General features: G+C 36.5%; 19 protein-coding genes. 1 reads left to right on the top strand and 18 read right to left on the bottom strand.

Features of this window, described 5'->3' with window-relative positions; all coding sequences use genetic code 11:
• Positions 1–430: 430 nt before the first annotated feature.
• A complete protein-coding gene (locus A37Q_RS0100230) occupies positions 431–1,831 on the top strand; it encodes a S8 family serine peptidase (protein ID WP_018298248.1) in 1,401 nt (466 codons plus the stop codon).
• On the opposite strand, the gene A37Q_RS0100225 is transcribed toward A37Q_RS0100230, so the two are convergent.
• The 18 genes from A37Q_RS0100225 to A37Q_RS0100140 all read right to left on the bottom strand — a co-directional run bounded on the left by A37Q_RS0100225 (position 1,818) and on the right by A37Q_RS0100140 (position 26,489).
• Complete coding sequence (locus tag A37Q_RS0100225; protein ID WP_018298247.1) at positions 1,818–6,968, bottom strand: RHS repeat-associated core domain-containing protein; 5,151 nt, start codon at positions 6,966–6,968, stop codon at positions 1,818–1,820. The genes A37Q_RS0100230 and A37Q_RS0100225 overlap by 14 nt on opposite strands.
• A gap of 147 nt (positions 6,969–7,115) precedes the next feature.
• Entirely contained in the window at positions 7,116–10,403 is a 3,288-nt protein-coding gene (locus A37Q_RS0100220) for a WD40/YVTN/BNR-like repeat-containing protein (RefSeq protein ID WP_018298246.1), read from the bottom strand.
• A 300-nt stretch (positions 10,404–10,703) separates the two neighbouring features.
• On the bottom strand, positions 10,704–11,327 hold the full coding sequence (locus A37Q_RS0100215; RefSeq protein ID WP_018298245.1) for an outer membrane beta-barrel protein: 624 nt from the start codon (positions 11,325–11,327) through the stop codon (positions 10,704–10,706).
• 156 nt (positions 11,328–11,483) lie between these two features.
• Positions 11,484–11,852: a GtrA family protein gene (locus A37Q_RS0100210; RefSeq protein ID WP_035404230.1), complete on the bottom strand. Its 369-nt coding sequence runs from the start codon at positions 11,850–11,852 to the stop codon at positions 11,484–11,486.
• 2 nt (positions 11,853–11,854) lie between these two features.
• Positions 11,855–12,544, bottom strand: coding sequence for a class I SAM-dependent methyltransferase (locus tag A37Q_RS0100205; RefSeq protein WP_018298243.1), 690 nt, complete (start codon positions 12,542–12,544; stop codon positions 11,855–11,857).
• Positions 12,531–13,508 carry a glycosyltransferase family 2 protein gene (locus A37Q_RS14215; protein ID WP_018298242.1) on the bottom strand — a complete coding sequence of 326 codons (978 nt, stop codon included), beginning with the start codon at positions 13,506–13,508 and terminating at the stop codon, positions 12,531–12,533. Before A37Q_RS14215 ends, A37Q_RS0100205 begins: the two co-directional genes overlap by 14 nt.
• A gap of 22 nt (positions 13,509–13,530) precedes the next feature.
• A complete protein-coding gene (locus tag A37Q_RS0100195; RefSeq protein WP_018298241.1) occupies positions 13,531–15,078 on the bottom strand; it encodes a hypothetical protein in 1,548 nt (515 codons plus the stop codon).
• Complete coding sequence (locus tag A37Q_RS14210) at positions 15,075–16,076, bottom strand: phosphatase PAP2 family protein (protein WP_018298240.1); 1,002 nt, start codon at positions 16,074–16,076, stop codon at positions 15,075–15,077. Before A37Q_RS14210 ends, A37Q_RS0100195 begins: the two co-directional genes overlap by 4 nt.
• Positions 16,073–16,999: a phosphatase PAP2 family protein gene (locus A37Q_RS0100185; protein WP_018298239.1), complete on the bottom strand. Its 927-nt coding sequence runs from the start codon at positions 16,997–16,999 to the stop codon at positions 16,073–16,075. Before A37Q_RS0100185 ends, A37Q_RS14210 begins: the two co-directional genes overlap by 4 nt.
• Positions 17,000–17,008: 9 nt before the next feature.
• A complete protein-coding gene (locus A37Q_RS0100180; protein ID WP_018298238.1) occupies positions 17,009–17,719 on the bottom strand; it encodes a tetratricopeptide repeat protein in 711 nt (236 codons plus the stop codon).
• Positions 17,720–17,924: 205 nt separating this feature from the next.
• Positions 17,925–19,436 (bottom strand): VWA domain-containing protein, encoded by a 1,512-nt coding sequence (locus A37Q_RS0100175; RefSeq protein WP_169710216.1) that lies wholly within the window; start codon positions 19,434–19,436, stop codon positions 17,925–17,927.
• 191 nt (positions 19,437–19,627) lie between these two features.
• The gene (locus A37Q_RS0100170; protein ID WP_018298236.1) at positions 19,628–20,464 is read right to left on the bottom strand and encodes a type II secretion system F family protein; all 837 of its coding nucleotides are present in this window, start codon (positions 20,462–20,464) and stop codon (positions 19,628–19,630) included.
• On the bottom strand, positions 20,464–21,393 hold the full coding sequence (locus A37Q_RS0100165; RefSeq protein ID WP_018298235.1) for a type II secretion system F family protein: 930 nt from the start codon (positions 21,391–21,393) through the stop codon (positions 20,464–20,466). Before A37Q_RS0100165 ends, A37Q_RS0100170 begins: the two co-directional genes overlap by 1 nt.
• Positions 21,390–22,646 carry a TadA family conjugal transfer-associated ATPase gene (locus A37Q_RS0100160; RefSeq protein ID WP_018298234.1) on the bottom strand — a complete coding sequence of 419 codons (1,257 nt, stop codon included), beginning with the start codon at positions 22,644–22,646 and terminating at the stop codon, positions 21,390–21,392. The genes A37Q_RS0100165 and A37Q_RS0100160 overlap by 4 nt, the downstream gene beginning before the upstream one ends.
• Before the next feature lie 8 nt (positions 22,647–22,654).
• The gene (locus A37Q_RS0100155) at positions 22,655–24,184 is read right to left on the bottom strand and encodes an OmpA family protein (protein ID WP_018298233.1); all 1,530 of its coding nucleotides are present in this window, start codon (positions 24,182–24,184) and stop codon (positions 22,655–22,657) included.
• 139 nt (positions 24,185–24,323) lie between these two features.
• Entirely contained in the window at positions 24,324–24,833 is a 510-nt protein-coding gene (tadF, locus tag A37Q_RS0100150; RefSeq protein WP_083906933.1) for a tight adherence pilus pseudopilin TadF, read from the bottom strand.
• Positions 24,781–25,233, bottom strand: coding sequence for a TadE/TadG family type IV pilus assembly protein (locus A37Q_RS0100145; RefSeq protein WP_018298231.1), 453 nt, complete (start codon positions 25,231–25,233; stop codon positions 24,781–24,783). Before A37Q_RS0100145 ends, tadF begins: the two co-directional genes overlap by 53 nt.
• Entirely contained in the window at positions 25,230–26,489 is a 1,260-nt protein-coding gene (locus tag A37Q_RS0100140; protein ID WP_018298230.1) for a hypothetical protein, read from the bottom strand. Before A37Q_RS0100140 ends, A37Q_RS0100145 begins: the two co-directional genes overlap by 4 nt.
• Positions 26,490–26,495 lie beyond the last annotated feature (6 nt).

Raw genomic sequence — 26,495 nt, 5'->3', positions numbered from 1 at the left:
TATCAAAGACAAGCTTGCTGATTTAAAAAGCTAGAGATTCATTTCTAATGTGTAAATGCCATTTAAGGGCAAAAGACATACATATTTGGACACTCACTCTTTCTTTATAAAGTGATATGAATATGATAAAACGCATGCACACAAATCTCCCTGATCTTAAAACTTACCTTTTCCCTTGTTCGAAATAAATCGTAGTCAAATAGTGATAGAAATAAAGTGAATTTCCTCAGATTTCATATTTTTACACTGAGCATTAATAATGCACTATTCCCAAGCAATAGAAAGTGATTATAAAAAGCTCAAAATACTTACCAAATAAGACAAAAGCCCATGCTTTTAAGCCAACTACTTGCAACTGTAAAAATCTTAAACTAGAGCTGACTTTGAATCATACCTATGGTTCATTGCTTTAATCAATCGGGAGAGAGAAATGAAAAAACTGTCCATTATTCTTGCCAGTATCAGCTTACTTGTCACTTTAAGTTTAGGTTATGGAAGTGGAAATATTGAGCTTATTGTCAAATATAAACCTGACGCTGAAAGCACATCCAATCTAACAGCGCAAAGTGACTATCATATTAAGGAAAAGCTCAGTAATAACACCTATATTCTAAGCCTTGAAAATAGTGCCTATAAGGATATGGCCTTAGCCCCACTTGTCAGCATGAAAGAACAAGCTGAGATCAATGCCTATAAACTTGCTAGTGAATTTATGAAAAAACACCCTGAGGTTATCTATGCCATTCCTAAAAACTCAACCATGAAAGCCTACACTGAGGTCAATAACAGTCACACAATGAATGTTACACGCTGGGATGATCAATGGGATATGCATAATGATGGTATAGGCGTTGGCGCTGATGGTGCTTGGCAATTAGTTAACCAAGCCAAAGAAGCTATTTACACTGCTGTTGTTGATAGCGGCATCGCCAAAAATGCGCCTTTTGATATTCAACAAAACCTCTATATGGACACGACTTATTACTTCTATATGAATAATCAAAGTGTCGCTATATCGGATAATATCTATGATAATGGCAGCTTTCATGGCACACACGTTGCAGGCACCATTGCAGCAAATGGACCCAATGTCACAGGCGTAATAGGGTCTGTTTCAGCGATTAAAGTCACCCCCGTTAGAGTCTTAGGTGACGATGGTTCAGGTGGGACATACTCGATTATGGATGGCGTAAAATGGGCAGCAGGTGACAAACTGAATATTGCTAACATTAAAGACAACCCACACCCTGCAAAAGTGCTCAATTTAAGCCTTGGAATGAGTAAACCATGGTATGTGTCTGACAGTGCATGGCAATACTATTATATGCCATCACTTTGTAGCGCATGGCAAGATACAATTAATACCGTCAATAAGATGAATGCCACTGTTGTCCTTGCTGCTGGAAATGATAGCCGCACCCTTTTCTACAGCATCCCCTCTGGTTGCCCAGATATCAACGCCATTGTTGTTGAAGCAAGTGGCCCAACAGGTGCACTTAGTTTTTATTCAACCTACAATGATCCCTATAGCTGGCCAGTTAAATCACTGGTTGTCAGAGCGCCTGGTGGTGATGATAAAATCTATGGAGAAAAAGGTAAGATCCTCTCTACAGTCAATGGCGATTATGGCTATATGCAAGGTACATCAATGGCAGCGCCTCATGTGGCAGGCATTGTTTCACTGATCTATGCATTAAATCCAGATGCCAATGTTGATTATGTGAGAAAGATTTTACAATTATCCGTACAAGAAAATGGTGTTATCAGTGCCCAGAAGGCGCTAAAGAATACTATTTTATTAGAGAATAGCGCTATAACTAGCCCCACATAAGCGGATCTAGCGAAGTACTGTCATCTTGCATATTAAGAATGGAAATCCCTTTATATGCATAAGAGCTAATCGTGCGTGAGCTAACACCTGCAAAAGCTTTTGCTGCATTTGTAACCATTGCTTCTTTACTCATCAGCATGGTTGCTGCAAAAGCTGGCATGCGAGAGGCTACAGAAGAGAGATAGCTTGCTCCAAATTTTGTTACCATTGGTGTGGAAAATTTCGCTGCACTTTTTACGGCACTTTTAATTGCAAATCGACTCAAGGTACCAACATATCCACCTGCGCCCAGCATGCCGCCTGTCAAGGTTCCAATTGCTGATTTTACTAGTGCTTCCTCAACTGGAACACCAAAGGCAAGATCAATACCAAAATTCACACCATTCGCTAAAGCTGGAACCGCAATAAACGCACCTGCGCCAAAGACAGGTGCTGCACCTATAAATGCACCTGTTACAGCACCTTGAAGTGAGCCTTTAAGTGCACCTAATAAAGTCTTCTCCAAATCCCAGTTACTATTTATCCCCGCTGTAATGGCACCGACTGTTCCGCCAATCACAGCGCCTGAAACAATTGAGGCGATTAGCATTGAAATAATAATTGCATGCCCATCTGGATCAGAGTATAAAACAGGGTTATTTTCACCATAAGCATACGCATTTAGTCCACCTTTTCCAAAGGGAGAGAGACCATCAGGTGAAATAAATCTTCCTACCTTTGCATCATAAGCTCGATACCCATTACCCAGATACTGCAAATTGGTATTGTTATCCGTATACTGACCAAGAAAACCAAGTGGACTTATATTCGAAGTTGCAGAGATGCTCCTTTTTATGCGTGATTGACGCTCTAGCATAGGATGATAAGCGACCCCATAGGCGGTATACTCAGAAGCTTTCATCCAATTAAGCTTGTTTTGTATTTCGCTATCCTCTTGATATTCAGCGACAACGCTACCTTTCTCATCATGCAACAAATAGCTCAATTGCAAAGCTTTATTTATCGAAGCAACGGCCATACCATTGGCATAAATATAGCCCTTTAGGTTTGTATTTTCACTATGATCAGGATCCTTGGTATAGATAGCTGAAAGCTTATTATCACTATAAAATAGTTTAGTATTCAGCCTCCCTCTATCATTTTGATACAATACATTGACCAACTGATCATTCGGAAGATAGCTATACTCTGTGCTATCAGCTATGGCACCACCTGCAATAGTTTGAATTGAATCAAGCTTAGAGAATTTATTATACTCATAGTGTCTATAGCGGTATTGACCGATACAGTTTGAAGCAAAGCAGGTTTTTTCCAAACTGCCTGAATCATAGTACACCATCCCACGCGCGCCTCCAACTGAATGGTTTATGCTTTGAAGACGTGATGCGTAATTTCCATCATAATCATAGCTTGTAGTTGCTTGTTGAGCACCATTTATATTACTAAACTCTACCGAACTTATTTGATTATTTTCATCATAGAAATAATTATTCTTTGCATCATGCCTAACCCCACTGGCAGATGTATTCTCTGCATAACATACACGACCTTGAGTTGAGTTACACTCCAACGTCTTAAGCCTATTGAGATAGTCATAACTATAAGATCTCTCCCCTGCATAATAAGGTGTTTTTATTTCACGAGAGGCTATATTGCCAGTATAAAACCCAGTCTTATTACTGCGTGAGCGACCATATTGCACAGCATATAAATCTTGTACTTCACCTTTTGACTGTGAATAGGCTATTTTATCTAAAAAACCCTTATCATTATAATGATAGTTAGCATCAATGAAATCATTTAATAAGATCCCAGTTTGCCTACCTAATCCATCATATGCGTAAATAAGTCCAAATGACTTACTCTCACCTTCTTTTGTGAGATTAATTTCTCTTTCTTCTATGCGACCAAAGTCCCCATAGTGATATGTATCATCATTTTTAAGTAATAACTGCTCATTATTGTAATATTCCTTGTTTGACTGTGATAAGCGCCCTGCCTTGGTATACTTATAGCGCTCATTTTGAATCAATTGATCACCCTTGAGTACAACTAAAGTGTCCATTAAGTCATTTATTCCATGTTCATAGATTATGCTATAACCATTGGCTGTTAATTTTTTCAACTCACCAAAGTGATTGTATTCAAACTGCTTTTCACCTTCAGTATCTTTACTACCACCTGTAGTGCTGTACGCTAAAATAGGCAGCTGCAAAGTTGGATCTATATCATATTTGATCTGATTTCCAGATAAATCTACTTTGGACACCAGTGTGCCGAAGCTATTGTAAGTGTAGGTTTTACGATTTTGAGAGGCTTTCAGATCTTGTTCACTGACAAGCTGACCCAAAGCATTGTACTGGCGAGTGCCATATGGGTTCTCAACTTCAAGCTGATCGCCTGATAATCGCCCAGTTTCAATAACCTGTCCTAATAGGTTATATTTTTTGTATGTTCCACTTTGCTCTAGTTTATCTAGAGAAGATGTGATTTCTTTAATCAGGTTCCCAGCAATATCATAGTGGTTTTCTTGTGTGCTGCCATTACTCAAAAGTGTCTTTGAGAGACGATTAAAACCATCATACTCATAGTCTGTTTTGCTTAAAGGCGTTAAATGATTAATATCACTGTCTAGTTTATAAGTGCCTTCAGATACAAGCTGACCATTACGATAGGCTTTTTTATCCACACGTTCTATTACAGATGAGCCCTTCTCTTTTAAATAACTCACTTCTAGGTTGTCAACATCATTATAAAAGGTGTATTTCTCTAGTTTGTCATTTAAGAGTGTCTTTACTTCCCGACCAAGCACATCATAGAAAGTCTCTTGATCATTCACCACATCTGCCGCATTATCAGCTGTTAAATTATCATACTCAATCCACTCATGTGGCAACCCTTTACGGTTATATTTAATGTTGATAAGTTTATAACTATCAGCACCCTGTGCATTTTGCACATACTGGGCGACCTTCTGATAAAAACCATTAAAGCGCGTTTTCACTCTTTCATCAGTAGGTTTAATCACCGTTGTAGAGAGCTCATGATCATTTGAGATATAGCTATAGCTAACTTCCTTTGCATACTGGCTTTCAGGGTGTATTACCTCTTTTTTCAAACGATTATAAGGATCATATTCAAAGATTTTTTGTACCTGATCACCTTTGGTGATACGTAACAGCTTGCCATTTCTAATATCAATTGTATTAGTAACTGCTGCCGCTTCTGTGGCGCTTTGATCCACCTTATTCTGTGCTTTATTCAAATGTTTTTGCATGACATAATTAAGCTCGCCCGCTTTCCTATTAAGCGTATATTGATAACTTGTTTTTACTGCCTTTAAATCAGGATCACCTACTAAATCTTTAGTCTCCGTTGTTTTAAGCCTTGTATAAAGACTCTCTTCATCTGGATTTGAGTAATACGTATTCACGCTCTCTAAGTAATACTGTGCTTCTTTATCACGCCTTTTTGCGCCTTTTTTAACCGAGGTTAATAGTTTCACATGATCATACCCATCTTGACCATAATCCTCATAACCATATTGGGTAATGTAATACTCAATATCATTTGGTGTGTTACTATTTCTTGGAAAATATCTTTCCTCTTCTAAGTCCCTCACAAAGCCATAACGATTAGCCGGCAAATAACGAAAGCGCTTTTTTGTGCCATCACTCTCAATCACCTCAAGCAAATTGCCATTATCATCATAGCTTTTTGTAGTCGTTTCAATACGTTTATCATGAGTGTTAAAATGAGTTCCTACACGCTGATTTGCATGAATATCATTGTAATAGGTCTTTTTAATTTCTACTGGGAGGCTATAATTTTTAGCAAGCTCAGCGTAGTTTGTGGCATCATTTAGATTATATCGATAGCTCGTTTCTCTCAAGAGCTGATTATTTGAAAGGTTAATCTTTTTTTGTGATACCAATAGGTGCCATTTATTGTATGTGTTTTCAATCTTAAGACCAGCATGCATTTGGCTGGTTGTATAAGTAAAATCAGCTGACTGAGCATAGGCATTATCTTCATTAGCTTGATAGTGCATACCTGCTGCTAACGGATAGCCTGTATAATTACTGCCATCATAGCTGTAACTTGTCAGTAAAGTTTTTGCATTTAAAGCACTCATCTCTTGCTCTTTTACTGCATAAACACTACTTCCATCAGGCATGCTCAATGCTTGGTAAGTGAAATGATCTGTTTTAAGATGATTTTTCAGCTCCTCTGGCAGTCCTAAAGCATTGTAAGTTATTGCTGTACTAAGAAGCTCATTTTCACTTGCTCCCTTAAAAGCAATATCCTCTAAACGATCATTGGATAAACTCAAGACAACTTTACTGTCTTTATTATTAATAAATCTGCCGGAGTTAACAGTAATTTCATTTGTGCCATAGCTAAAATAAACCTCATTACCATCATCGTCTGCAATGCTCTCAATGCGGCCATCATCCCGATAATAAAAACGTAAGCCCTTATGCGCCTCATTTTTAATTGACTTCAGCCTACCTTCTTTATCCAAAGTCTCTGTTATGCCTGATTTATAGCGAATTCTAAGAAGGTTATGTTGCGAGTTTGTTAACCATTGGAGCTTAATATCATTTTCTTTATGATACTGAAGTTTACCGCCTTCTCCAAGCTTTGTAAGATACTGACTTGAGCCATCTGAAAATACAATTAAATGCCTATTTCCTACTTGGATAATGCGGGTTGTATTTAAAAACCAGCCCTTACCAAAACCTGTATCTTTATCTTTTAAGGTTTGTTGGTAAATCAACGTTGGCGTGTAATTGGGCCCTAAGCCAAAATTGGCAAAGATACTGCCTATTTTATACTTAAGATTTAAAACCCCTGTTTGCCTATCGACCTGATAGTCACCCTTTAGTGCTTGATTAAGTGCATCTGAGGTAATTCTCTGATTGGTGCTACTCTGATTAAAGCGCTGAGCAAAAGCATGCGGTTGAGCTAGAATACTCTCCCCATTATTAATACTTTTTTGTGTATTATCTCTCTCTAGCACAGCTTTAACACTTTGTACATTAGGTAGCGATGCATACAGTGATTGCGATAGCATAGCGCCAACGCCAGCAGCAACGAAATAAGCACTAAAGCGATTGATTTTTATCAGTGACATTTATTCTCCCTTTTCTGGTTTCCTCGTGGATGAAATAAACCCAAATAAAAATCATCTCTTTATTTGGGCGTAGAAAAGGTAACAGTCAGTTATGTAGTTAATTTGAAAGAAGTTGTAGTTTTTGTAAATAGCCTGATTTTACATTCACTACGATAATACACTTAGCAGATTTGCTCTGTATATGCCTGAGCTTGATGATACATAAAGATACTTCCCTGCAACAAGTACATTTTCAATTCGTACGCCTTTTATCCCATCTTGTTCACTGTAACTGAGTAACTTACCATCTTCTTTTAATATTTGTAGCTCATTACTTCCAGTGTATAGATATAAGTTGTTGTCATACATGTACATATCACTAAATGTGTATTTATTCGTATCAGCAAAGTGCTTAATCGCTTTCCAGTTTTTTCCTTTATCATCGGAGCAGTAAATCGTTGGCTCATCGCTAATAAAGCAGACTTTATCCTGCCAAGTAGTGAGCCCCATAATCGGACTGTCCTCGCCTGTGGGAATATTAAAGTTTGAACTTTCCCAGCTCACACCATTATCATGTGATATTCTAGCCATAAAGACTCGATAGGTTCCTCTTCCCATGACATAAACATTATCTCCAAACCCGCTAACTGCATTAATAGCATACACATTATCCGCTTGGAAAAATGTTTTAACATCTTCATATTTCCAACTCACTCCACCATCACGCGAGAGATATATGCCGCCTCCTGTTGCAAAATAGATATTCTCCCCATGGGTATACATGGAATCTTTGACTGACACATCATTTCCTGACGAAGGTAACATTGATTTTTCCCAGTGTTGACCCTGATCTTTACTAATATAAACCCAGTTTTTCTGATGTTCTGGATTCCAAATATAGATTTTCCCTTCATGTACATAAGTCTTTGAAGCTAAACCACTGTGATGAATATCAAGCACCTCTGGTGGTAAATCACGCCCTCTTACAAGCACATTCCACGTTTTTCCCTGATCATAAGATGCTTTAACAATAACGCCATAGTCTGTTGTGCTATAAAGCACACCATCATAATAGTCAACCACTTTATCATCATCTGTCATAATAGTATCTGCATCGCCACCAACAATACGCCAAGTAGCACCTTGATCTTCAGAAAGGTACAAGCCTTTATCAGTTGCTACATAGGTTTTATCAGCCTGATACACAATTCCGCTAACATTCACCTCATCAGGGAAGTCTGTTTGTGCGCCTATTACCTGCCAGCTTTTGCCAGCATCTTTGGAAACCAGTAGCTTTTCTCCATTTGAGTCAGTGACATAGATTTCATTTTGATCGCCGTATATAAATGTAGGGGCATCTTCAACTAATAATGACTCAATTGCTTCATTCTTTTCCCAAGTCTTACCACCATCATGGGATATATATAAACCTGTTGGCTCAAACTGATTATTAAACGGTACAATATAAGCATTCTCTCCGTATTGATAGTAACTCAGAGCGCCTTTTTCACCTATTTCAGTTTGTATGTCTGTTTTAACCTGCCATGTGTTACCACCATTATCCGAAACCGATATACCATTAAGCGGTGAGATGGCATAAAGCTTGCCACTTGCCTTATCTTGAGTAATAGAAATGACATTGTTTAGTGCATCTGGTGCAGGACTCCAGCTATCCCCGCCATCTATTGATTGATAGACTTCAGCACTCACTTCACTCATATAAATTACATATACCCTGCGTGCTGTACTTATAATACGATAAAGTGATAAATGCTTAGGTAATATCTTGCCTGAAATCTGCTGATAGGTTTTTTTCACCCATGACTGCCCATCATCTTTAGAGACATATAGTGTTGCTTCATTGGCTGCATATATCGTACCATCTTGTACAGCAATAGCTGAAAAACGCTCCTGATTGACATCTAAATCCCGATAATTATGCCAAGTTTGCCCGTTGTCTTTTGAGCTGGCTATACCATTATCCGTTGCTACATATAAATCACTTCCACTGGTAGCAATGCTATTGATCGCTAGAGATGGCAGTAATTTATAGGAAAGTAAATCATAAGGAACTGCATAGAACTTTGGATAAACTTTAAGCTGAAACGCTGCTTTTTCAGTTTTCATATTATCTGCACTAACACTTAAATTGACAGCGTAGTTCTTCACTTGTGATGGATTGGAGGCATTATACTTCACAACATAGATACATTGCTCTTTTGCTTTTAGCACTGAGTGCGATAAACAGGTACTTTCTTTTTCAGAAAGTGAAAACTTAGGGAATTGGTTAAGGCCTTTTAATTGAAGATTTTTTATCTCTTCTTGAAGATAGTTATTCTCAACATAAATAGTGAAGCTATCTTCTTCTCTCGCCGATAGTGTTGTTTGTGTTTTAGGCAGACTCACACTAAATGACGGCGTGTATGCATTAACATCAACCGATCTACTATCTGCATTATTGGCACTGATTGTAATATTGCCTTTCCCCTCTGGTTCAGCATCACCAATAAACTGTATCTCACAGCTTGCATGCTTTTCTAAACGTGCATCAGTACAGCCATTTCGCACGACAACATCCGTCAAATCAGGCGTTTTTACATGAAGCCCAATAATATCTGCATCAGTATTATTTACAATACGTAAGCGATTCATCTCAGTATGCGGCTTAATTAAACCAAGCTTATTCTCTATTGTTATCTCAGGGCGAATAACACTTATCTCACCTGATAAAATAGAAACACCATTACTTTCTTTTATCACAAGCTTTTGCTCATTTGAAGAGAGCTGACTATCTGCATTTAATGTAAAAGAGCAGCTAGCCCCTGCAGCAAGTTTTCCCACACAAGTATTATTGGCGAGCTGTATCTGGCTTGCCAGAGCACCTTCTATAGAAAACTCATCACTTTTAAGGTGGAAATCACTTTTTGTATCATTTTTAAGCGAAAAAACTTTACTGTCTCCAGCGCTCACCACCAATGGGTCAGAGAAGGATAACGACTCAACTTTGAATGATGATTTTGCTAGGGTTTTCTGCGCACCATTGACGTTATAACTAATAGTATAATAAATATCACGATTGAGAATCTTCATCTCATTTTGATGTGGCACCAGTTTAATAATACAGCTTGCTGTATCAGATAGCACCTGGCAACTGTCTGAGTAATTCACCGTGAAATCATTATTTATGTCTTGATCTAAAAAATGTAGCCTAACATTTGAAATCGCGAGCTGATCTTCTCCTTTCACCCTGAGGATTTTATGTTCAGAGTGTACGGTAACTTTAATTTCATGTGTTTTTCCAATTGCAGTGGTTGGCTCAGCGCTTGCAGAAACAGAGTAACTAGACTCATCTTGATTATTACTATCTCCATCACTTCCTTGGCAGCCTGCTAAAATACCTGCAAATATAATAGATGCCAATATTGAGGCCAGTGCTTTTATTTTTATCTTCTTCATCCTACCTTCTCCAATAAAGTTATTCTCTGAGTAATCCAATTTGTTTAGTAAAAATTAAACAGTTGATAGATGAATTATAGTCTAAATAAGATTACTCATTCTGATGATAAATCTAACAGGCAGGTATGATTACTTTATGAAAAGATATGTATTTAATGTAAAAATCAATTGCTTGGCTTTACAATTGATACCGAATATACCTCTATATCCTTTATTTTCTCAAGCATTTTCCTTTTTTACCTAATATCATATCTATCTCTATTTAAAGAAAAATGCGTAATTTGCGCAGTCTCTTCATCACTACAATGTATAAGAAACACCAAGCATAATTGCCTGAGTAGGATTGGGCTTATTTATCTCATGAGTAACTGGTTTGTCTTTATCCCCAAATACATACTGGTATTTGCCATACACCTCTAGCTTCTGGGTGATTTGACAGCCTATTTTTACACTAACAACTGGTTTAAACTTCTTAGCAACCTCTTCATCTTGATTATTACCGCTGCCATAAGTCACATGCTGCGCAATGTAAGCATAGCCTGCACCCAAGGTAGTATTTAAGCCAAAAGCAGACTGGAATTTAATAAATGCTTGAATTGGAAAAATCAGCGTATCTTTATAGTTAATGAGCGTATCCCCACCATAGCTATAACTTAGTAGCCTACGCCCATACTGAGCTCCAACTTCAACGCCTGTTGCCAAAAAAGAGTTAATTGCATATTGCCCAGCAAGTGTGACGCCCCCTATCGCGCCCCCTTCTTTTTTATCCAAATTAGGGTCATCCCAAAAGCTACTTTGAATTTGACCATAGCCACCTTCAACACCGACAACCAAACCGCTTTTTGTGATATGATTATCAGCAGAAAAAACTGCACCACTTGATAGCGTGAATAACGTTGCTGATAATAATAAATACTTCTTCATAAAATAAATCCCCCATTATTTATTTTGATACTAAAACATCTTTGTATTTTGAAATGCTTAGCAAAAGACAGTATGCACCAGTAATGTAAAGTAAATATTTATAGTTACACTTAGAATGTAAACTCATATGGATAAAGCAACAATATGCGAAATGAATTACTTAAAAACTACAAACTTCATTAAAACAAATGTCACAGCCGGGATAATTGATGCAGTAATTAAATAAATATATTTTGAGTCATAATTAGAAAGAATAAAAGGAATTAATGCTGCAAGCATTAAGCCAACAGTCGTTACAATCATAAACTTAATTACCTCCCCCTTTAAACTTCCTGTTGACCCTATAAAAGTATATTGTTTATGTGCAGAAAATGAGAATACCGCAGAAAGGCAATAAGCAAGGATAGATGCAACAACTCTATTATCAACAAACAGCTTTTGAAAAAATAAAGCAAACAAATAATAAAGACTCGTTGAAAGCACCCCAACCACTGTAAACCGAATACTTTGTATAAATAGTCTCATAACTATTTTATTCCCACAGCGATATACTGCCCACCAAAAGGCAGCCAAGCTAATCTTTTTTCCACTTGGTTAACGAAACTTTTATTTGAAGGAGAAAAAATAAAATACTTAGAGTCTAAATGGTTAAGGTTATTATATTTCATTAACTTACTTACTCTTCTTGCACTTAATAAAGTGGCATCAACATCAAATGGACAACGAGACACTGCAAACTTTGTCAAAGGGTTTAAAGGGTTGTGCTCAATTACAACGACCAATCCATTCTCTTGAGTAACCCTTGACATCTCAGACAAAAAAAACGACCATTTATCAGGATGAACGTGATGCATAACACATACAGCCATTACAATATTAAACTTATTAGCTTCAAATGGTAATCTTTCACCATCATAAGAAAAGTACCGATTATCACTATTATTTAACTTTGCACGTTTGATACTTTGATGTGAAATGTCAACACCTACAATAGAGTGAACAAGCTCTTTAATATAAGGATGGAGTGAGCCCACACCACAGCCAACATCTAATAGTGATAACTTTTCATTCCCTCTAAAGTGCTTATAGATAACCTGTCTTAACATTTTTTGTTTTGCTTGCTGAAAAAAATCATGCTTTAAGCCTGAAAACTGAATAGAACGTTCAACAGTTTCCACATAACTATCTTCATATTTATCAAAGTCACTTTGTTTCATTTGCGTATCTCTCCATATGCTTCACATTACTATCAAAGTTGTACTCATTGGAAACCAAATAAAGAGGTCGACTTTTACTCTCAGTATGAATGCGTCCAATATATAAGCCAATAACTCCATTAACTAATAGGCTAATTCCATTTAAAAACGCTAAAATCACAATGGTTGATGCCCAGCCCTTGACCATTATGTCTGATAACTGCGCCATAATTACAATATAAAGACCATAGGATAAAGCACCAATTGACACTAAACCACCTAGCCATAATGCAAGCTTTAAAGGGATATCTGAAAACCCGACTACTCCACTTATAGCAAGTTTAAGCATTTTACTAAATGAATATTTAGTTTTCCCTGCATAGCGAGAAGAACGCTCAAACTGGACTATTGACTGTTTAAAGCCAACCCATGAAAACATTCCTCTTAAAAAACGATCTCTTTCAGGCATTTTTCTAAGCGCATGTAACACTTTTTTATCAATTAAGCGAAAATCACCAACATTCTGTGGGATATTAACTGAAGATAGCTTCGATAGAAAATAATAGAATAGTGATGCTGAGCTCTTTTTAAACCATGTTTCACCTTGTCGCTTAACCCTCTGAGCATGAACAATATCATTTCCAGCCCGCCAACTTCTTATTAAATCATGAATCGTTTCTGGGGGGTCCTGCAAATCTGCATCTAAAATAATGATTGCATCTCCTTGAGCTCTGTCTAAACCAGCAGTTACCGCTGACTGATGTCCAAAGTTACGTGACAATCGAATTAATTTTATGTAACTGCTTTTTCTCATCTCTTGATAAATTAAATCCGCTGTTTTATCTCTACTTCCATCGTCAATAAAAATAACTTCACTTTCACCATCTAACTTTTCTAACACTCCATTTAGTCGCTCAAAAAGAGCTGGTAATACACATTCTTCATTCATACATGGTATGATAAAACTATACCTACAGATATTCATACTTATCTCCCCCTCTTTATTTCTAGCAACCTTTACGTCGGTAAACCTTCACACCCATAGTTTCACCAACATATTTATATTTCTTCCATAGCTCACTAAATCGCTTGTCCTCTTTAAAGAAATCTAGATAGCTAAATTGAACGCCATGAAAATATGGCTTGTTAATTCTCGCATCAATAAAAACAACTTGTGGTTTGACACGTAAAAAATCAGCTACATTTGCATTTCTTGATGCCGATAAAATACGCTCAAACTGCTTTCTTTGAAAATTTGTTATACTTTGCTTTGATAGCATATCGACAGCTTCAGGAAGAAGCCATAAAGCAGGTGTGTGGTTTGCTGCCTGCGCATTTGTATTATTTAAAAGTGAAAATACCAATGAGACACTGGCACTAAAAGCTTGATAACTTTGATGGTTAACCGGACATAGAAAGTAACGGGTAAGAGCTTTAGCGCTTGTGATAGTATAAGGACCTTCCTTTGTAAACTTCACCATATTGGGTGCTACAAATGCAAGCATTGCTGTTATTGATAAAATAATCAGCAATCTTTCTTTTTTATCCTTCCAGTTATTAAATAAAACAATACTAACAGAACCTAAAAAGAACCATAGGTAGAAACGAAGTGGATATTGCTGATATGTCCATCCTTTTGCTTGAACAAAATAAATAAAAAAACCAGCAATGCAACTCATTACTAAGGTCACTAAAAACATATTTACATGATTCTTAGAATCTGAGAAAGCTACATACACTCCTACTATAAAAAATGGCATAAAAGGTAGTACATCAATAATCAGTACAAATATACTCCTTTTATACGCTCCATAAACTAAAAGTGCTTTTGGAATTATTTCGGAAAAATATGCGTAATGGAAAGTATATGAATATAAAAGATAGAACACACAAAACAATAAAATAGCAATATTTTGAGATATCAAAACTGGACGAAATGATTTATGTTTAACACAGTGAACAACTGTAATTAACACTGGAATAATAAGATAGTAAGGTTTAATTGCCAAGCCAACAGCAGAAAACAAACCAATAAAAAATCGTTTTCCTTTTGACAAGTCCTGTCGCTCAGATATATTACTTGTTCCTAGAATAATATAAGGAAGTGAAAGCATTACCATAAAATGACTCCTTTCACTGAACACTGAACTATTAACAGGAATTAATACAAACCCTATGCTGATTACTAGTAAGATCAAGTTCATCTGTGTATCAGAAAGCGCCCTTGCTCTTTTGATGATTTTTGAGCAAATAATGACTGATACCAAGGCAACTCCAAAGGTATATGCCTTCATTACCATAATCTTATTCAATACAAAATACTTAGCTATAAGGACTGGTGGGATGATTAAATAAAACATTAAAGGCGGGTTAACTTCTCTAATTTGGCTATATAGCTTAACTCCTCCTAACCACCAACCGGTAGACACCAAATACCAATTGGTATCCCAGTTCATATATGCTCCAGCTTCCATATAGATTGCAAGAAGAAAAATAACCCCAATAGACAACCAGCGAAAATATGCTCCTTGAAGTTTTACTAATCCGCCTATCATGCAGTCTCTCCCTGAGATTTAATAGTACGGCTTTGACCTCGTAGCGCCCTTCTCTTTACTTGAGTCATCGCAAAATAGAGCACTCGAAGTAGCCTCTTATATGGGATATAAACCATTACAACTAATATAAATGACGCGATAACATCAACAATATAGTGCCAGCCTAAAAGTACCGTCCCGCACCATAAAAAAATATTTAATATTAGCAGTGGATAAAAGAGCCATGTTTTCCTAAATAGCAACGTGACCATTAAGCTCCAAATCACATGAAAAGAGGGAAAGCTAATAAGTCCTTCACCTAATACATGTGGCAACTTTCCTGAGTGCAGCGTAATAAACTGCTGTGCCAAGTTAATTTGCCCTTTAACTAGGTATTGATGATTTAAAAGGCTTGCTGGCGACGCGGTCGGCAAGAAGTAGTAGATACTAAAACCAATAACATTGAGTAAAAACACCTTATTAAAATAATCATATATTCTTTCCTCTGATGTCAAAAATACCGCAACAAAAGGCAATATTAAAACCTGCGGGGTTAATGAATAGTATGCAATTGTTAGAAGCTCATGCAGCCAAGGCATTTTATACACCACTGACAACCAATAATTTTGCTGAAAGCCGAGTATCATATCTAGATGATATAAAACCTTATCAATTGGCTTAAAAGGCGTTAAGGCAACAGAGCCTGCAAAAAAGCTCATCACTGTTGAAGCTATTAGTAAAATAGCCAGCACACGGAGTAAAATACCAGTGCGTTTAGAATAACGATAACTAAAATTAAGATATTTCGGTAAACGGCAAATAAAAAATATTAACATTACAGCAACAAATAAAACAAGAACTCCTAATGTCCCTGCTTGACCTTGATAAAGCTGATAGTCTGTAAATACAAAGTTAATAGTAGTAGTTATAATACCAATCGCTAAAATTAAAATAACGCAGACTCTAAAAGTAAATAATGCATCACGACTAGGTTGATTTATATTCCCCTGATAGCTCATAATACTATCCTCTTGCTTCTAAAAGCCTCAATTAACCAAACTACAAAGAACAATAAATAACTACATAGCACATCGACCAAATAGTGCTGCCCCAAAACAAGCGTGCTTAAAGTAATTAGAATCACCATTAGAACTAACAGACAGTTCATCCACTTAAAGCGTGACCATAAGCCGTAAGCAACAGTTAGAATCAAAATAACGTGATAGCTTGGAAACGACACATCGTCATTTACAGGGTTAAGATGTGTTTTTCTAAATTTAAGTATTGGCGTAACATAATCATAAAAGTGCACCAGACAATGTTTAGCATCAGGATAGGATGAAACAGGAGACAGTATAGGGAAAAAAAATATAATCAGAAGCGTAATTACACTGATCAATGCAAATAACACTAAACTTTTTTGAAATCGCTTTGTAAACAAGGTAATACCAAGAATTAAATAGCTGGCAATTGCTATTTTTAATCCAGTACCATAAATATAATAAAAAAATGAAAACGTCTCAGGCTGCTGATGCTGAAAATATTGACAAAAATTTGCAACATTAAACCCAAGAGTCAAATCCCAGTTATTTACAATGTGATCAAAGTAGGGGAAAGGTGACAGTGGCGCATAAGTGACCATAAAAGCAATAAAGCATAATTGCAGTATCACAATATAAGAGATAGCTTTGAATGAATTTGCAATATAGTTTAATTTCTCATACCTATTCGAAAATTCATAAAATAGGTGCGCCAAATAATAAAAAAACACCCCTAAAAACCAAAAAAGCACCGTATCTTGTACACTAATGCCATGGTAATCAATAATAAATGCCCATAGCTGAACCATAAGAAACCCTATTAATGCTAAAACAATAATGGGATCTGTTAAAAAAGTGATAGCCACAAGATTCTTAGATGCTTTCTCTTTAGATAAAATCATACCCCCTCCCTATCGATACACGCTTTGAGAAACAACACGCGCTTTTTCCTTCTCGCCAATGCTATAAAGAGCGTATGCCAGATTATTAATAACTTTTTTATCGTAATTTCCATTGATATAAAGCGGATATAAAAGCTCAATAACTTCGTGATATTTTTTCTCTGCTAAGTAAACAACTGCAATGTTATTAATTGACTTATCTTGATCGAAGTCTTGATGCCATGCTGTTTTAAAGGATGCTATTGCATTTTTATAATCCTTCTCTCTGGTATAAATCTTCCCAAGGAGCACATTGGCGACAGCGGTGTTATTTATTTGAATACTCTTCTCAACATATTGTTTTGCCAAATGCAAATCATCTTTGCTGTAGAATATTTTAGCTTTGAGTAACAGCGCCTTTGCATTATCAGGGGAGGCTTTTAATAAGGGATCTAAATAGAAACTTGCGGCAATGGTGTTGTGCATCTGAATATAGGTATCAACAAGCTTCAGCCTTACTTTTACACTCGATGGCTGTGCCTTTAGTTCCGTTTGATATAACTTAGCTAATGCCTGATAATTACTTGTCTCATTGAATAACCTTTCTTTACTTGCATCACTAATATTCGCTGTCCTACTTACCTCTCCACTGATTACAGTTGTACATCCAACTAATGTGAACATGCTTAAAATTGCGCTCAATTGAATGACTTTAGATATACTATTAATCGCTTTTCCCATACCCCAACCTGCTTTTTACTCCCCAGTTAAACATTAGAATTCATCACAAGTGACAAATGACGCATCCCCTCTAACGTCAATCAATAGATTAAACTCGGCTTGAAAGGCAGATTTATAGTTTTGCGAAAAAAATGTAAATAGATGTAAAAAGAGATAGTTTCCTACTGAATTTTCAAGTTTTACTGTAACGATACGCAACAAATTACTAATGCGGTAAAGGTACCTCAGATTGATTCCAGCGGTAGATTAATTGCGGAGAACTTGTCGACACCGCAAAAGCGCTGTGCGACAGTTTTCCAGTGATTTTATGCGCACCTTCACTATCAGGAAGGTATGCATGAGAAATTGTTTTTACTGGAGGGGAAAGACTAGAGCTTCCCTGATCATTCCAAATACGTAAAAGCAGATTCTGAAGCCGATAAGCAAGGCTATCAAGATTATTCATATCAGCACTTGTTAAACTCTGACGGTGAGATCCGTAAGTCTTTTTTGGAAAAATACTCCTCAAAAAATTATCATTAAAATAGTTCCTATTGCCTTTTTTCCCCGGAACTTGTATCAATAAAGCACTGTATCCCTTATATTTTAAATTAAATCGTTTCCTAATTTCAGCAAACGCACTTTCCTCATCCAACTTTTCTAACTCCTCACATTTAGTCCCATTTTTTACTGAACACCGTTTAGCAGAGCTACTGCCTTCTGTATGACCATCTGTGATTAGAACAACTATAGTATCTCGATTATCCGTTTTTGTATATAACTCTCTACTTGCATATAAAAAAGGCGCAGATAGGGTAGACTTGCCACCTGAAAAGCTAAAGCTGTTTAAGTTATTTATAAATTTATTATACTCATCTGTATGAAATAATTCATAAAATCTTGTTGCACTATTATTTTTACAACCAGCAGCACATTCCGTATATATAGAAGAATCTAGATAAGATTTATTGTTTATAGTATCTGCAAGTTTTCCTTTCAGTGTTGATAGTGGAGAAACCCCATTAATAGTCATATTGGTACTAAAAGAAATCGCTTGCACACGTACTCCATAAATATTTATCCCACCCCAATGAGATAGACGTTGTGCTAATTTTTTTATAAGTTCTTTTACCTGCAAAAAAACACCAGACGTAACTGAGTCACTTACATCTATCACAAAAGATATCGCCAACCTATGCGCACCCCCACCACTAGGTACTTTAGTACAATGTGGATACGTTCCCGTATACCCATAAGCGCAAAAGCAAGTCCTACTCCCCGGTGTAACTAAATTTCCTCCGCCATTTTTTGCCAATCCGGTATTTACAACCTTTTCCAGTGTTTTAAATCCCATACTACCAAATAGATTTCCTGCAAAAGAGTTAAATTTAAAGTTTTCTCCTGAAGCCCGATAATATTTCCCACCACTATATATAGGATCTGTAACCTGACAATAGTAGCTCCAATGATTTTCCAAGTGAGTACCCCCTCCAGAATTAGGTGCTTGTCTAAACCCAACTTCAAATTGATTACTACTGCCAATATTATGTAAATGTGGAAAATAAAATTGATAGATCGACTGGCTAATTGCATTATTAACACTAGTATTATTCCCTTTATTCTCCTCTGCCATTGCAAATGCAGCAGCTTCACTGGCATCACCGAGCTCTGCTTTGTCGTTTAACAACGCTAGTATACCAATGCCTAAGCCCATAAAAAGCAAAATACCCGGCAGCATAAGCGCTGTCATTATTGTATACGCACCGCGTTGTGATTGAATAAACTTTATTACATATTGTTTCATAACTTCCCCCAAAGTTATTTATGGGTAACTAGCAAAATCATAGAAGAGCTTAGCTCTGTAAGTGTTAAAATTTGCAATTTTGCCACTGTGTATTAAATGCAACTTAATATTATAAAAGCTTAACTTTAGTGCATGTAGCCCCCTAGCACTGGCTTTAAGTACATTAAAAATTGTGGCGCCAAAATAATAATTGGAATTGGCATCAGAAAAAACAAAATCATTGGAACGCTTAATTTAGTAGGCAATGACGACATTCTTTCCTCCATATCAAGATATATTAGCTCTCGTAAATCTTCTGCATCGGTTAATAACATATCAACAATCGGTGTGCCATTATCAAAAGCGGCAATCATAGAATAGGCAAACTTTGTAATATTATCTGAATCAATAAATGTTTTACCAAATAACTCCATTGCCTCTCTAAGTCCAAACAATCGTGTATTTTGTATCAGTAAATTGACTTGATAAAGCCAAGATTTGTTAATCGGCGCAATATCTTTAATCACAAGGCCTAGGGCTTTTTCAAAATTATTTCCTGCCTGAATATAAATAGCTATCATTTCCATTACAATCGGCTGATCATTCAAAAAATCTTTGTATAGTCGTTTTTCACGAAACGAAACTAATATATCAGGTATAAATAAAAATATAATAAAAGCAAAAATGCCCATCAATAAATGATGTGTTATAACTAAAAGTAAACAAACAGCAAAGCCAAAATAGAGCTTATTACTATGAAAAAAAACAAATATATTGAATTTGCTTACACCGAATTTCTCAAGTGCATTAGTGCGATTTAAAAGCGATATTCTAGTATACAGGGCTTTAAAACCACCAAACAAACTTGCCTTCTCATCTGTTTTATGAGTATTATTAATAAATGCTTTTACTCTGCGATCAGATGGCGAATAAAGCATATAAACAAGTGCTAATATGAGTACAAAAAAAATAATATACGCCATTATCCTGCCCTCCTGTAGAGAATATAACTGATAAGGATACCGGAGGCTTCACTGATAAGAAGATAGTAAACAACATAAATACCCGTTGAATCATTCAATAGAAAATGAATACTCTCAGGGTTAACAAATGACATCAGAATAAAAAAGACAAAAGGAAAACAGGCAAGCATTAATATTGAGGCTCTTGCTTCACCTGAAATTGCTCTTTTTCGCTTATTCAAACGCTGATCATTTTGGACAATTTTTGCAATCCGATTTAGCGACTTTTTAAACGAGTTACCACCTTTATAACACGCCATCATGGTAGCCACAAACAACACATACGGGCGATAAGGAAAACGTGTAAGTGAATGCGTGAACACTTCCTCGGGCGGTTTGCCTGATTTAATCTGGTTATTGAGTCGTTTTAACTCTTGTGAAAAGATACTCTCACGTAGTGATTTTAGCATTGTATCATAAGCCGCCTCTAAGCTTTTCCCTGACGAAATATTACTACTTAATACACCAAGCGCTGTTGGAATATCTTGAACATAACGTATTAGACGTCTTTGCTTCAAATAAGAAAATAGATAAATAAATAACAATAAAAATACCACTAACGGAATAAAAAAATGGCTCATAATAGTGTAGTGGGAAACAAGGTAATACACACCAAGTGAGACAGCCATACAGATAGATAAAGTAATTGCCATCACTTTCATTCCACCGATACGAAACGATACTGCATTAAGCCAGATAAGAAAGCCACTTTTTCTCGAACGTGTCTGACTAATTAAGTTTTCTGTTCGAATGTATGTGCTTTCTTTTAACACCTTTTTGGACATATAACCAAAATAAAGCCTCAATATCGCATTTTGCTTTCTCGCATCTAAATACCCAAGGATAGACACCGTGGCTAATGCAAGAAGAAAGATAATAAGTAAAATCATGTTACCCCCCTAAAAACCCCATGAAGCTCACTTTCAAAACCAGAGTTAATGATCTTTTGATAAAGCTGTGAGTTCTGACTGATTAAATCGATATCATATCTATCCAATGTGTGATTATAACGAAAGATGTTATTAATGACCGGCGTATCCCCTTCAAGACCAATTAAGTTAGAGACTTCTGTCACACGCCTTTTGCCATCACGCATACGAGAAACATGAATAATAACATTAATAGACTCTATCACTTGGCGCTGAATATAACGAACAGGGAAGTTATTCCCCTGCGCCATCATTGACATTGCTACAATACGGTTAATCGCATCGCGAGAGTTGTTGGAGTGAAGCGTTGACATTGACCCATCATGTCCTGTGTTCATTGCCTGCACCATATCATAGGCCTCACCACTACGACACTCCCCAACCACAATCAAATCAGGCCGCATCCGAAGTGCATTGACAAGAAGTTTTCGAATACTAACCTCGCCTGTGCCTTCAATGCTAGGTGGTCGACTTTCCATTCGAACCACATGATCTTGTTTTAGATTAAGCTCAGCGGTATCTTCAATGGTGATAATCCGGTATTGCGAAGGGATTGATTGTGATACAGCATTAAGAAGCGTTGTTTTACCAGAGCCTGTCCCACCGCTGATAATAATATTAGCTCTTGATTTTGCAAATAAATCAAACAGCATACACATCTGTGGTGTAAAGGCACCAAAGTTTGCCAGATCCTCTAAACCAAAAGTCGACTTTTTAAACTTACGAATAGAGATGAGTGTTCCATCTAAACCAATAGGCGGGATAATCACATTTACACGCCCGACCCCATCAATCCGTGCATCACAATATGGTACTACTTCATCAATCCGTTTGTTAACCTTGGCAACGAGTCTTTGTGCGTACCTTCTAAGCTCATTTTCATTATTAAACAATGTTTCATCAAAACGTTGTAACATCCCGCCTTGTTCGAAATAGACATCCCTACAACCATTGATTAATATATCTGTAATGGATTCATCCTCAATGAAATCTTGCAGCACACCAAAGCCAAAAATATCATCATAGATCGCATCTGAAAGCTTATGTTTTTGCTCTTCTGTCATCAAATAACGTCTTTCTCTAGAGAGCACATTAATCGCACGCTGGATATCTTTTTGTAATACTGATTTATCAACATCTTCAAGATCAACATCAGCCAACTGACTCATAATTTCTTCTTTAAATTTTGACTCTTGTGTATTTTCGTGCTTCATACCGCCCCCTATTTTTTTGCTAAAAACAACATTGTTACGCTGCGGTTAAGCATATGATCACTAGCAGGAGATAGTGCTGCACCTTTGCCATAAGAAAAGGTATATATATTCTCAGGACTCAGATGATATCGATGCACCATCATCTCTTTGACACGCTCTGCACGCAGTAACCCCAGATTATAATTATATTTATCAGAACCAAGCTCATCTGTACGCCCTACAAGCACGATTTCATTTTCTTTTTTCTGCTTAGTGTAATCATGAATAAACACTTTAAGTACATTGTCTTGCTTGTCTTTGATTGCGGCCTCATCAAAATTAAAGTACACGCGATATGGATGCGCCGGATGTTCAAGCAAGTAGGCAACAACATTGCCATAAACAACTTTTTGTGTGCTTAGCGCTTTGATAATGTCCTGACTTTCATGCTCTGGATTATTAGCTACTGTCATATGCTTAGGCTTAACATTTGCTAAAACGTCCTTTGTTTCCTTTACATTATTTGCAGGCTCTAAAGGCATTTTGCTACTTTGTAATATTTTATTTGTATCATGGTCCAACTTGGCTTCAGTTCCTTCAGATGCTTTTAATCCTCTTGGTGTTTGTATAGCATCACCAGCTTCCGTCTTATTTAGCAGTGCTTGAACCCTTTTGGCATTTTCCTCTTTGAGTGCTTTCATTGTTTTTGCGTCATCTTTTGCTATAACTGATGCCTTTTCAGCAACAACTGCCTTTGGTTTTTCTTTTTTAGGTACAGCATTTGCCATTATCTTTTTTGTGTTCTCAAGCATAGGCTTTTCATTTGGATCAACTTTATTGTTTGATACTACTGGTGTTGCTACTTTTGCTGCCTTATGCACTTGAGGAGGGTTAATTGAACCTTTCTTTTCTGTGACAGGCTTTTGCAATGGCTCATCTTTTTTAGTACCCTGCGTATTTTCTTTTATCCTCACTTCTGACAGTTTTTTGCCACTTTTCAGAGGCTTGTCTTTCTTGACTTTGCTCGTCTCTTCCACACTATGCTCAGAAAGAGATTTTTGCGATGGATGAGTAGCTACTGTCTGCTCTACTATCACATTCTTTGCATTAGTGGAACTCGGCACAGTTTCTACCTTCTTATTACTATTTAACTCTGTAGAACTGTTTGCATGCTTAGCAAGAACTTGAGCAGTATGTAAAGTTACAGTATCTTGGTTGTCAAGTTGACCAGCCATTACCTTATCATTCTCTTTAGACTTTGGTAATACAACCGCCTCTTTGTTTTCTGCTTTAGTCACCACAGTTGTCGGCACATTTTTCACTTTTTGTGCGCTTGTGACAGCTTTAGTCTCAGGCGCATCTGCAATGTTAATTTTAAGATCATCTTTAAGATCATCGTTATGCACCTCTATTTCCTGATCTGGTGCATAATAACCGTTGTTATCAAGCTCAAGCGTATAGCTTTTACCAATTGTATCTGCAAAACCGATTGAGCATGTTGCTCCAGCCATGATACCTAATGAAATTAATGTTTTTTTAAACTTGCTACTCACTTGCATTTTTTCCTCCACCCTCTTCAAAACTTCTTTTTTTATCTTTTTTATCTCTTTCAACTTTATCGTCTACAAATCAGCTATCTATGCTCTTAATTCACTCAACACATCTGTTTGTGCCTTACGCTCATTTACAGCACAATGACTACTTTCGTATATACATCACAGCTTGGGTTCTAATCGTAAATCGATGTAAATTCATGCCTAAAAGGTCCTCACTAAACATCGGATAACTTAAACAAACCACTGCGACCTCTGGAGTCAATCCTGCCGGAGGCGAGTAAGTTTGACAGGTAATATCATTAGCTGGATCATTAACCCCCTTCACATTAAGACCAAGCTGTACATCTGCCGACTTTACCGTTTTTCCTTTTAACAAAGTATTGCTTAGTAAAGTTTTTAATTGACCCACATGAATAGTTGGGTTTTCTTTAACCAAATTCACCAATGAATACGCTGTATCATCCAATATCGCACGTTTTAACTGATACTCAGCATAAAACCAAAATCCCGCTATTAAAATCACAAAAAATGGCAACAACAACGCAAATTCTATTACCGCAACGCCCGATTTATTTACAACAAATTTTTCAAGCACATTACTAAGGAGTTTTTGCTTCTTGCACAGCAAGTACGCTATAGACTTGTGTATCATTTAACCCCCCAAATAAATTAAAAAGCGATGGTGATTTGTAACTAAATGTATAAAGCGCATACTCTGCACTACCCAATCCTGCTGTAGTACCGCTTATAACATCACCCAATGTGTGATACCCTGAAACCGTAATTGTCATATTACTTTTGTTTAAAAAACTTGTTTTGACATAACTACTCCATACACCTTCAGCCCTTGATTGGTAATCGTTTGACCCCGACCAAACCTTAGTATCTCTTGTCACAAACTTAGCTGCAAAACGTACTTGCTCATTGATTATTGCTTGATAAAAAATGCTAAACATCACATAAATCGTTAATATAAATGGCAAAAATGTCAATGCAAACTCAAGTGCAAACACCCCCTGATTATTGACAACGAGCTGCTTTAAACGCTTCATTTTGTGCGTCCTAATAGCTTTTTAAGCTTCTCTAGATAATCAGGCATAACTTGCTTTGTGCTTACACCTAAATTAAGCTCATTCTCAATAAACCCTCCCATATCTCTATCCAATTTTGCTGGAAGAGCATACTTGTTTTTCTTTGCTGACAGTACTTCTGTATAAAGCTTGTTATCAAAGTGAAATTTGATATAAGGCTTAGAAAATACTTTTTTAAGCATATCATCATTTAAAATATCATTTTTTCGAAGGCCAATCTGATTCACAATAATATTAAACTGTACAATTTTCTTATAACGCTCAGATGCACTTACTAGCTTTTCATATAATGCTAAGGCATTTTGTGCTGCAGGAATCGTATTATCGGTGACAATATAGACTCGATCTTTATTATCCAAGAACCTATCAATCCCTTGCTGATCAATAACATGCTGCTGATAGGCAGAGTAATCATCAATAATAAAGTTAAACTCATGTTCAATATGAGCAAGCATTTTGCTAACTTTCTCACTATGCTCGCTATAACTCTCACTTTCATATAACTTTGGTAATAAGAAACGTAATTGCTCTTTTTTTGTTGATGCTAACGAAGAATATACATACTCTTTAGTTATAGTTTGTGACATTGGTTGCAACACTTCATTAGCTTCTTCATCATTCATACTGAGTTGAAAACGTAATGCTTTACTGTCAAAGTTATGATTTACTAACAATAATTGACTTCTGATTTGCTCACTTAGTCGTTTCGCTAACGAAGCTGCAAGCGTTGTTACACCAACACCGCCGCCCGCACCAATAAAAGCAACTCTAAAGGCACTTTTATTTCCTTCGCTAACTTTTGCTGTTTCACCAAATTTATACTTTTCAATCGATGCTTTTAATTCTTTGGCGAAACTATCTAGCTGATAAGGTAATGATAAATAGCGATAACCGTGCTTTTCAACATATAATTTACACTGAATACTCTCATCTGCACCAAGAATAATCACTTCTTCTTTTTGCTCTTTTGGAATCAAAAGGCTTAGCTTTTCAACAAGTGCTTGCAAATCCACAAAGCTTAATGTGCGATAGTCAATCACATTCACCCCAGCAAGCTTGTCATCATTTATAACAGAAAACACTTCTTCTTTGGCTTTTTTCTGCACTTCATAGCTGGAAATGCTTTGTGCCTCTTGGACAATCTTTTCAATTTCGTGATCTGCAGTATCTGTAAAAATAAAAATACGATCGCTATGCGCGTCTTTTTTAAAAAGCATCTCTAA

The sequence above is a fragment of the Fangia hongkongensis FSC776 = DSM 21703 genome, assembly GCF_000379445.1.
Lineage (GTDB): Bacteria > Pseudomonadota > Gammaproteobacteria > Francisellales > Francisellaceae > Fangia > Fangia hongkongensis.
This window is presented reverse-complemented; position numbering and strand designations above follow the sequence as displayed.

Bases quoted from the DNA above. Each gene is read 5' to 3' on its own strand.
- A37Q_RS0100230 (WP_018298248.1), top strand. From the start codon at position 431: ATGAAAAAACTGTCCATTATTCTTGCCAGTATCAGCTTACTTGTCACT.
- A37Q_RS0100225 (WP_018298247.1), bottom strand. From the start codon at position 6,968: ATGTCACTGATAAAAATCAATCGCTTTAGTGCTTATTTCGTTGCTGCT.
- A37Q_RS0100220 (WP_018298246.1), bottom strand. From the start codon at position 10,403: ATGAAGAAGATAAAAATAAAAGCACTGGCCTCAATATTGGCATCTATT.
- A37Q_RS0100215 (WP_018298245.1), bottom strand. From the start codon at position 11,327: ATGAAGAAGTATTTATTATTATCAGCAACGTTATTCACGCTATCAAGT.
- A37Q_RS0100210 (WP_035404230.1), bottom strand. From the start codon at position 11,852: ATGAGACTATTTATACAAAGTATTCGGTTTACAGTGGTTGGGGTGCTT.
- A37Q_RS0100205 (WP_018298243.1), bottom strand. From the start codon at position 12,544: ATGAAACAAAGTGACTTTGATAAATATGAAGATAGTTATGTGGAAACT.
- A37Q_RS14215 (WP_018298242.1), bottom strand. From the start codon at position 13,508: ATGAATATCTGTAGGTATAGTTTTATCATACCATGTATGAATGAAGAA.
- A37Q_RS0100195 (WP_018298241.1), bottom strand. From the start codon at position 15,078: ATGATAGGCGGATTAGTAAAACTTCAAGGAGCATATTTTCGCTGGTTG.
- A37Q_RS14210 (WP_018298240.1), bottom strand. From the start codon at position 16,076: ATGAGCTATCAGGGGAATATAAATCAACCTAGTCGTGATGCATTATTT.
- A37Q_RS0100185 (WP_018298239.1), bottom strand. From the start codon at position 16,999: ATGATTTTATCTAAAGAGAAAGCATCTAAGAATCTTGTGGCTATCACT.
- A37Q_RS0100180 (WP_018298238.1), bottom strand. From the start codon at position 17,719: ATGGGAAAAGCGATTAATAGTATATCTAAAGTCATTCAATTGAGCGCA.
- A37Q_RS0100175 (WP_169710216.1), bottom strand. From the start codon at position 19,436: ATGCTGCCGGGTATTTTGCTTTTTATGGGCTTAGGCATTGGTATACTA.
- A37Q_RS0100170 (WP_018298236.1), bottom strand. From the start codon at position 20,464: ATGGCGTATATTATTTTTTTTGTACTCATATTAGCACTTGTTTATATG.
- A37Q_RS0100165 (WP_018298235.1), bottom strand. From the start codon at position 21,393: ATGATTTTACTTATTATCTTTCTTCTTGCATTAGCCACGGTGTCTATC.
- A37Q_RS0100160 (WP_018298234.1), bottom strand. From the start codon at position 22,646: ATGAAGCACGAAAATACACAAGAGTCAAAATTTAAAGAAGAAATTATG.
- A37Q_RS0100155 (WP_018298233.1), bottom strand. From the start codon at position 24,184: ATGCAAGTGAGTAGCAAGTTTAAAAAAACATTAATTTCATTAGGTATC.
- tadF (WP_083906933.1), bottom strand. From the start codon at position 24,833: ATGATACACAAGTCTATAGCGTACTTGCTGTGCAAGAAGCAAAAACTC.
- A37Q_RS0100145 (WP_018298231.1), bottom strand. From the start codon at position 25,233: ATGAAGCGTTTAAAGCAGCTCGTTGTCAATAATCAGGGGGTGTTTGCA.
- A37Q_RS0100140 (WP_018298230.1), bottom strand. From the start codon at position 26,489: ATGCTTTTTAAAAAAGACGCGCATAGCGATCGTATTTTTATTTTTACA.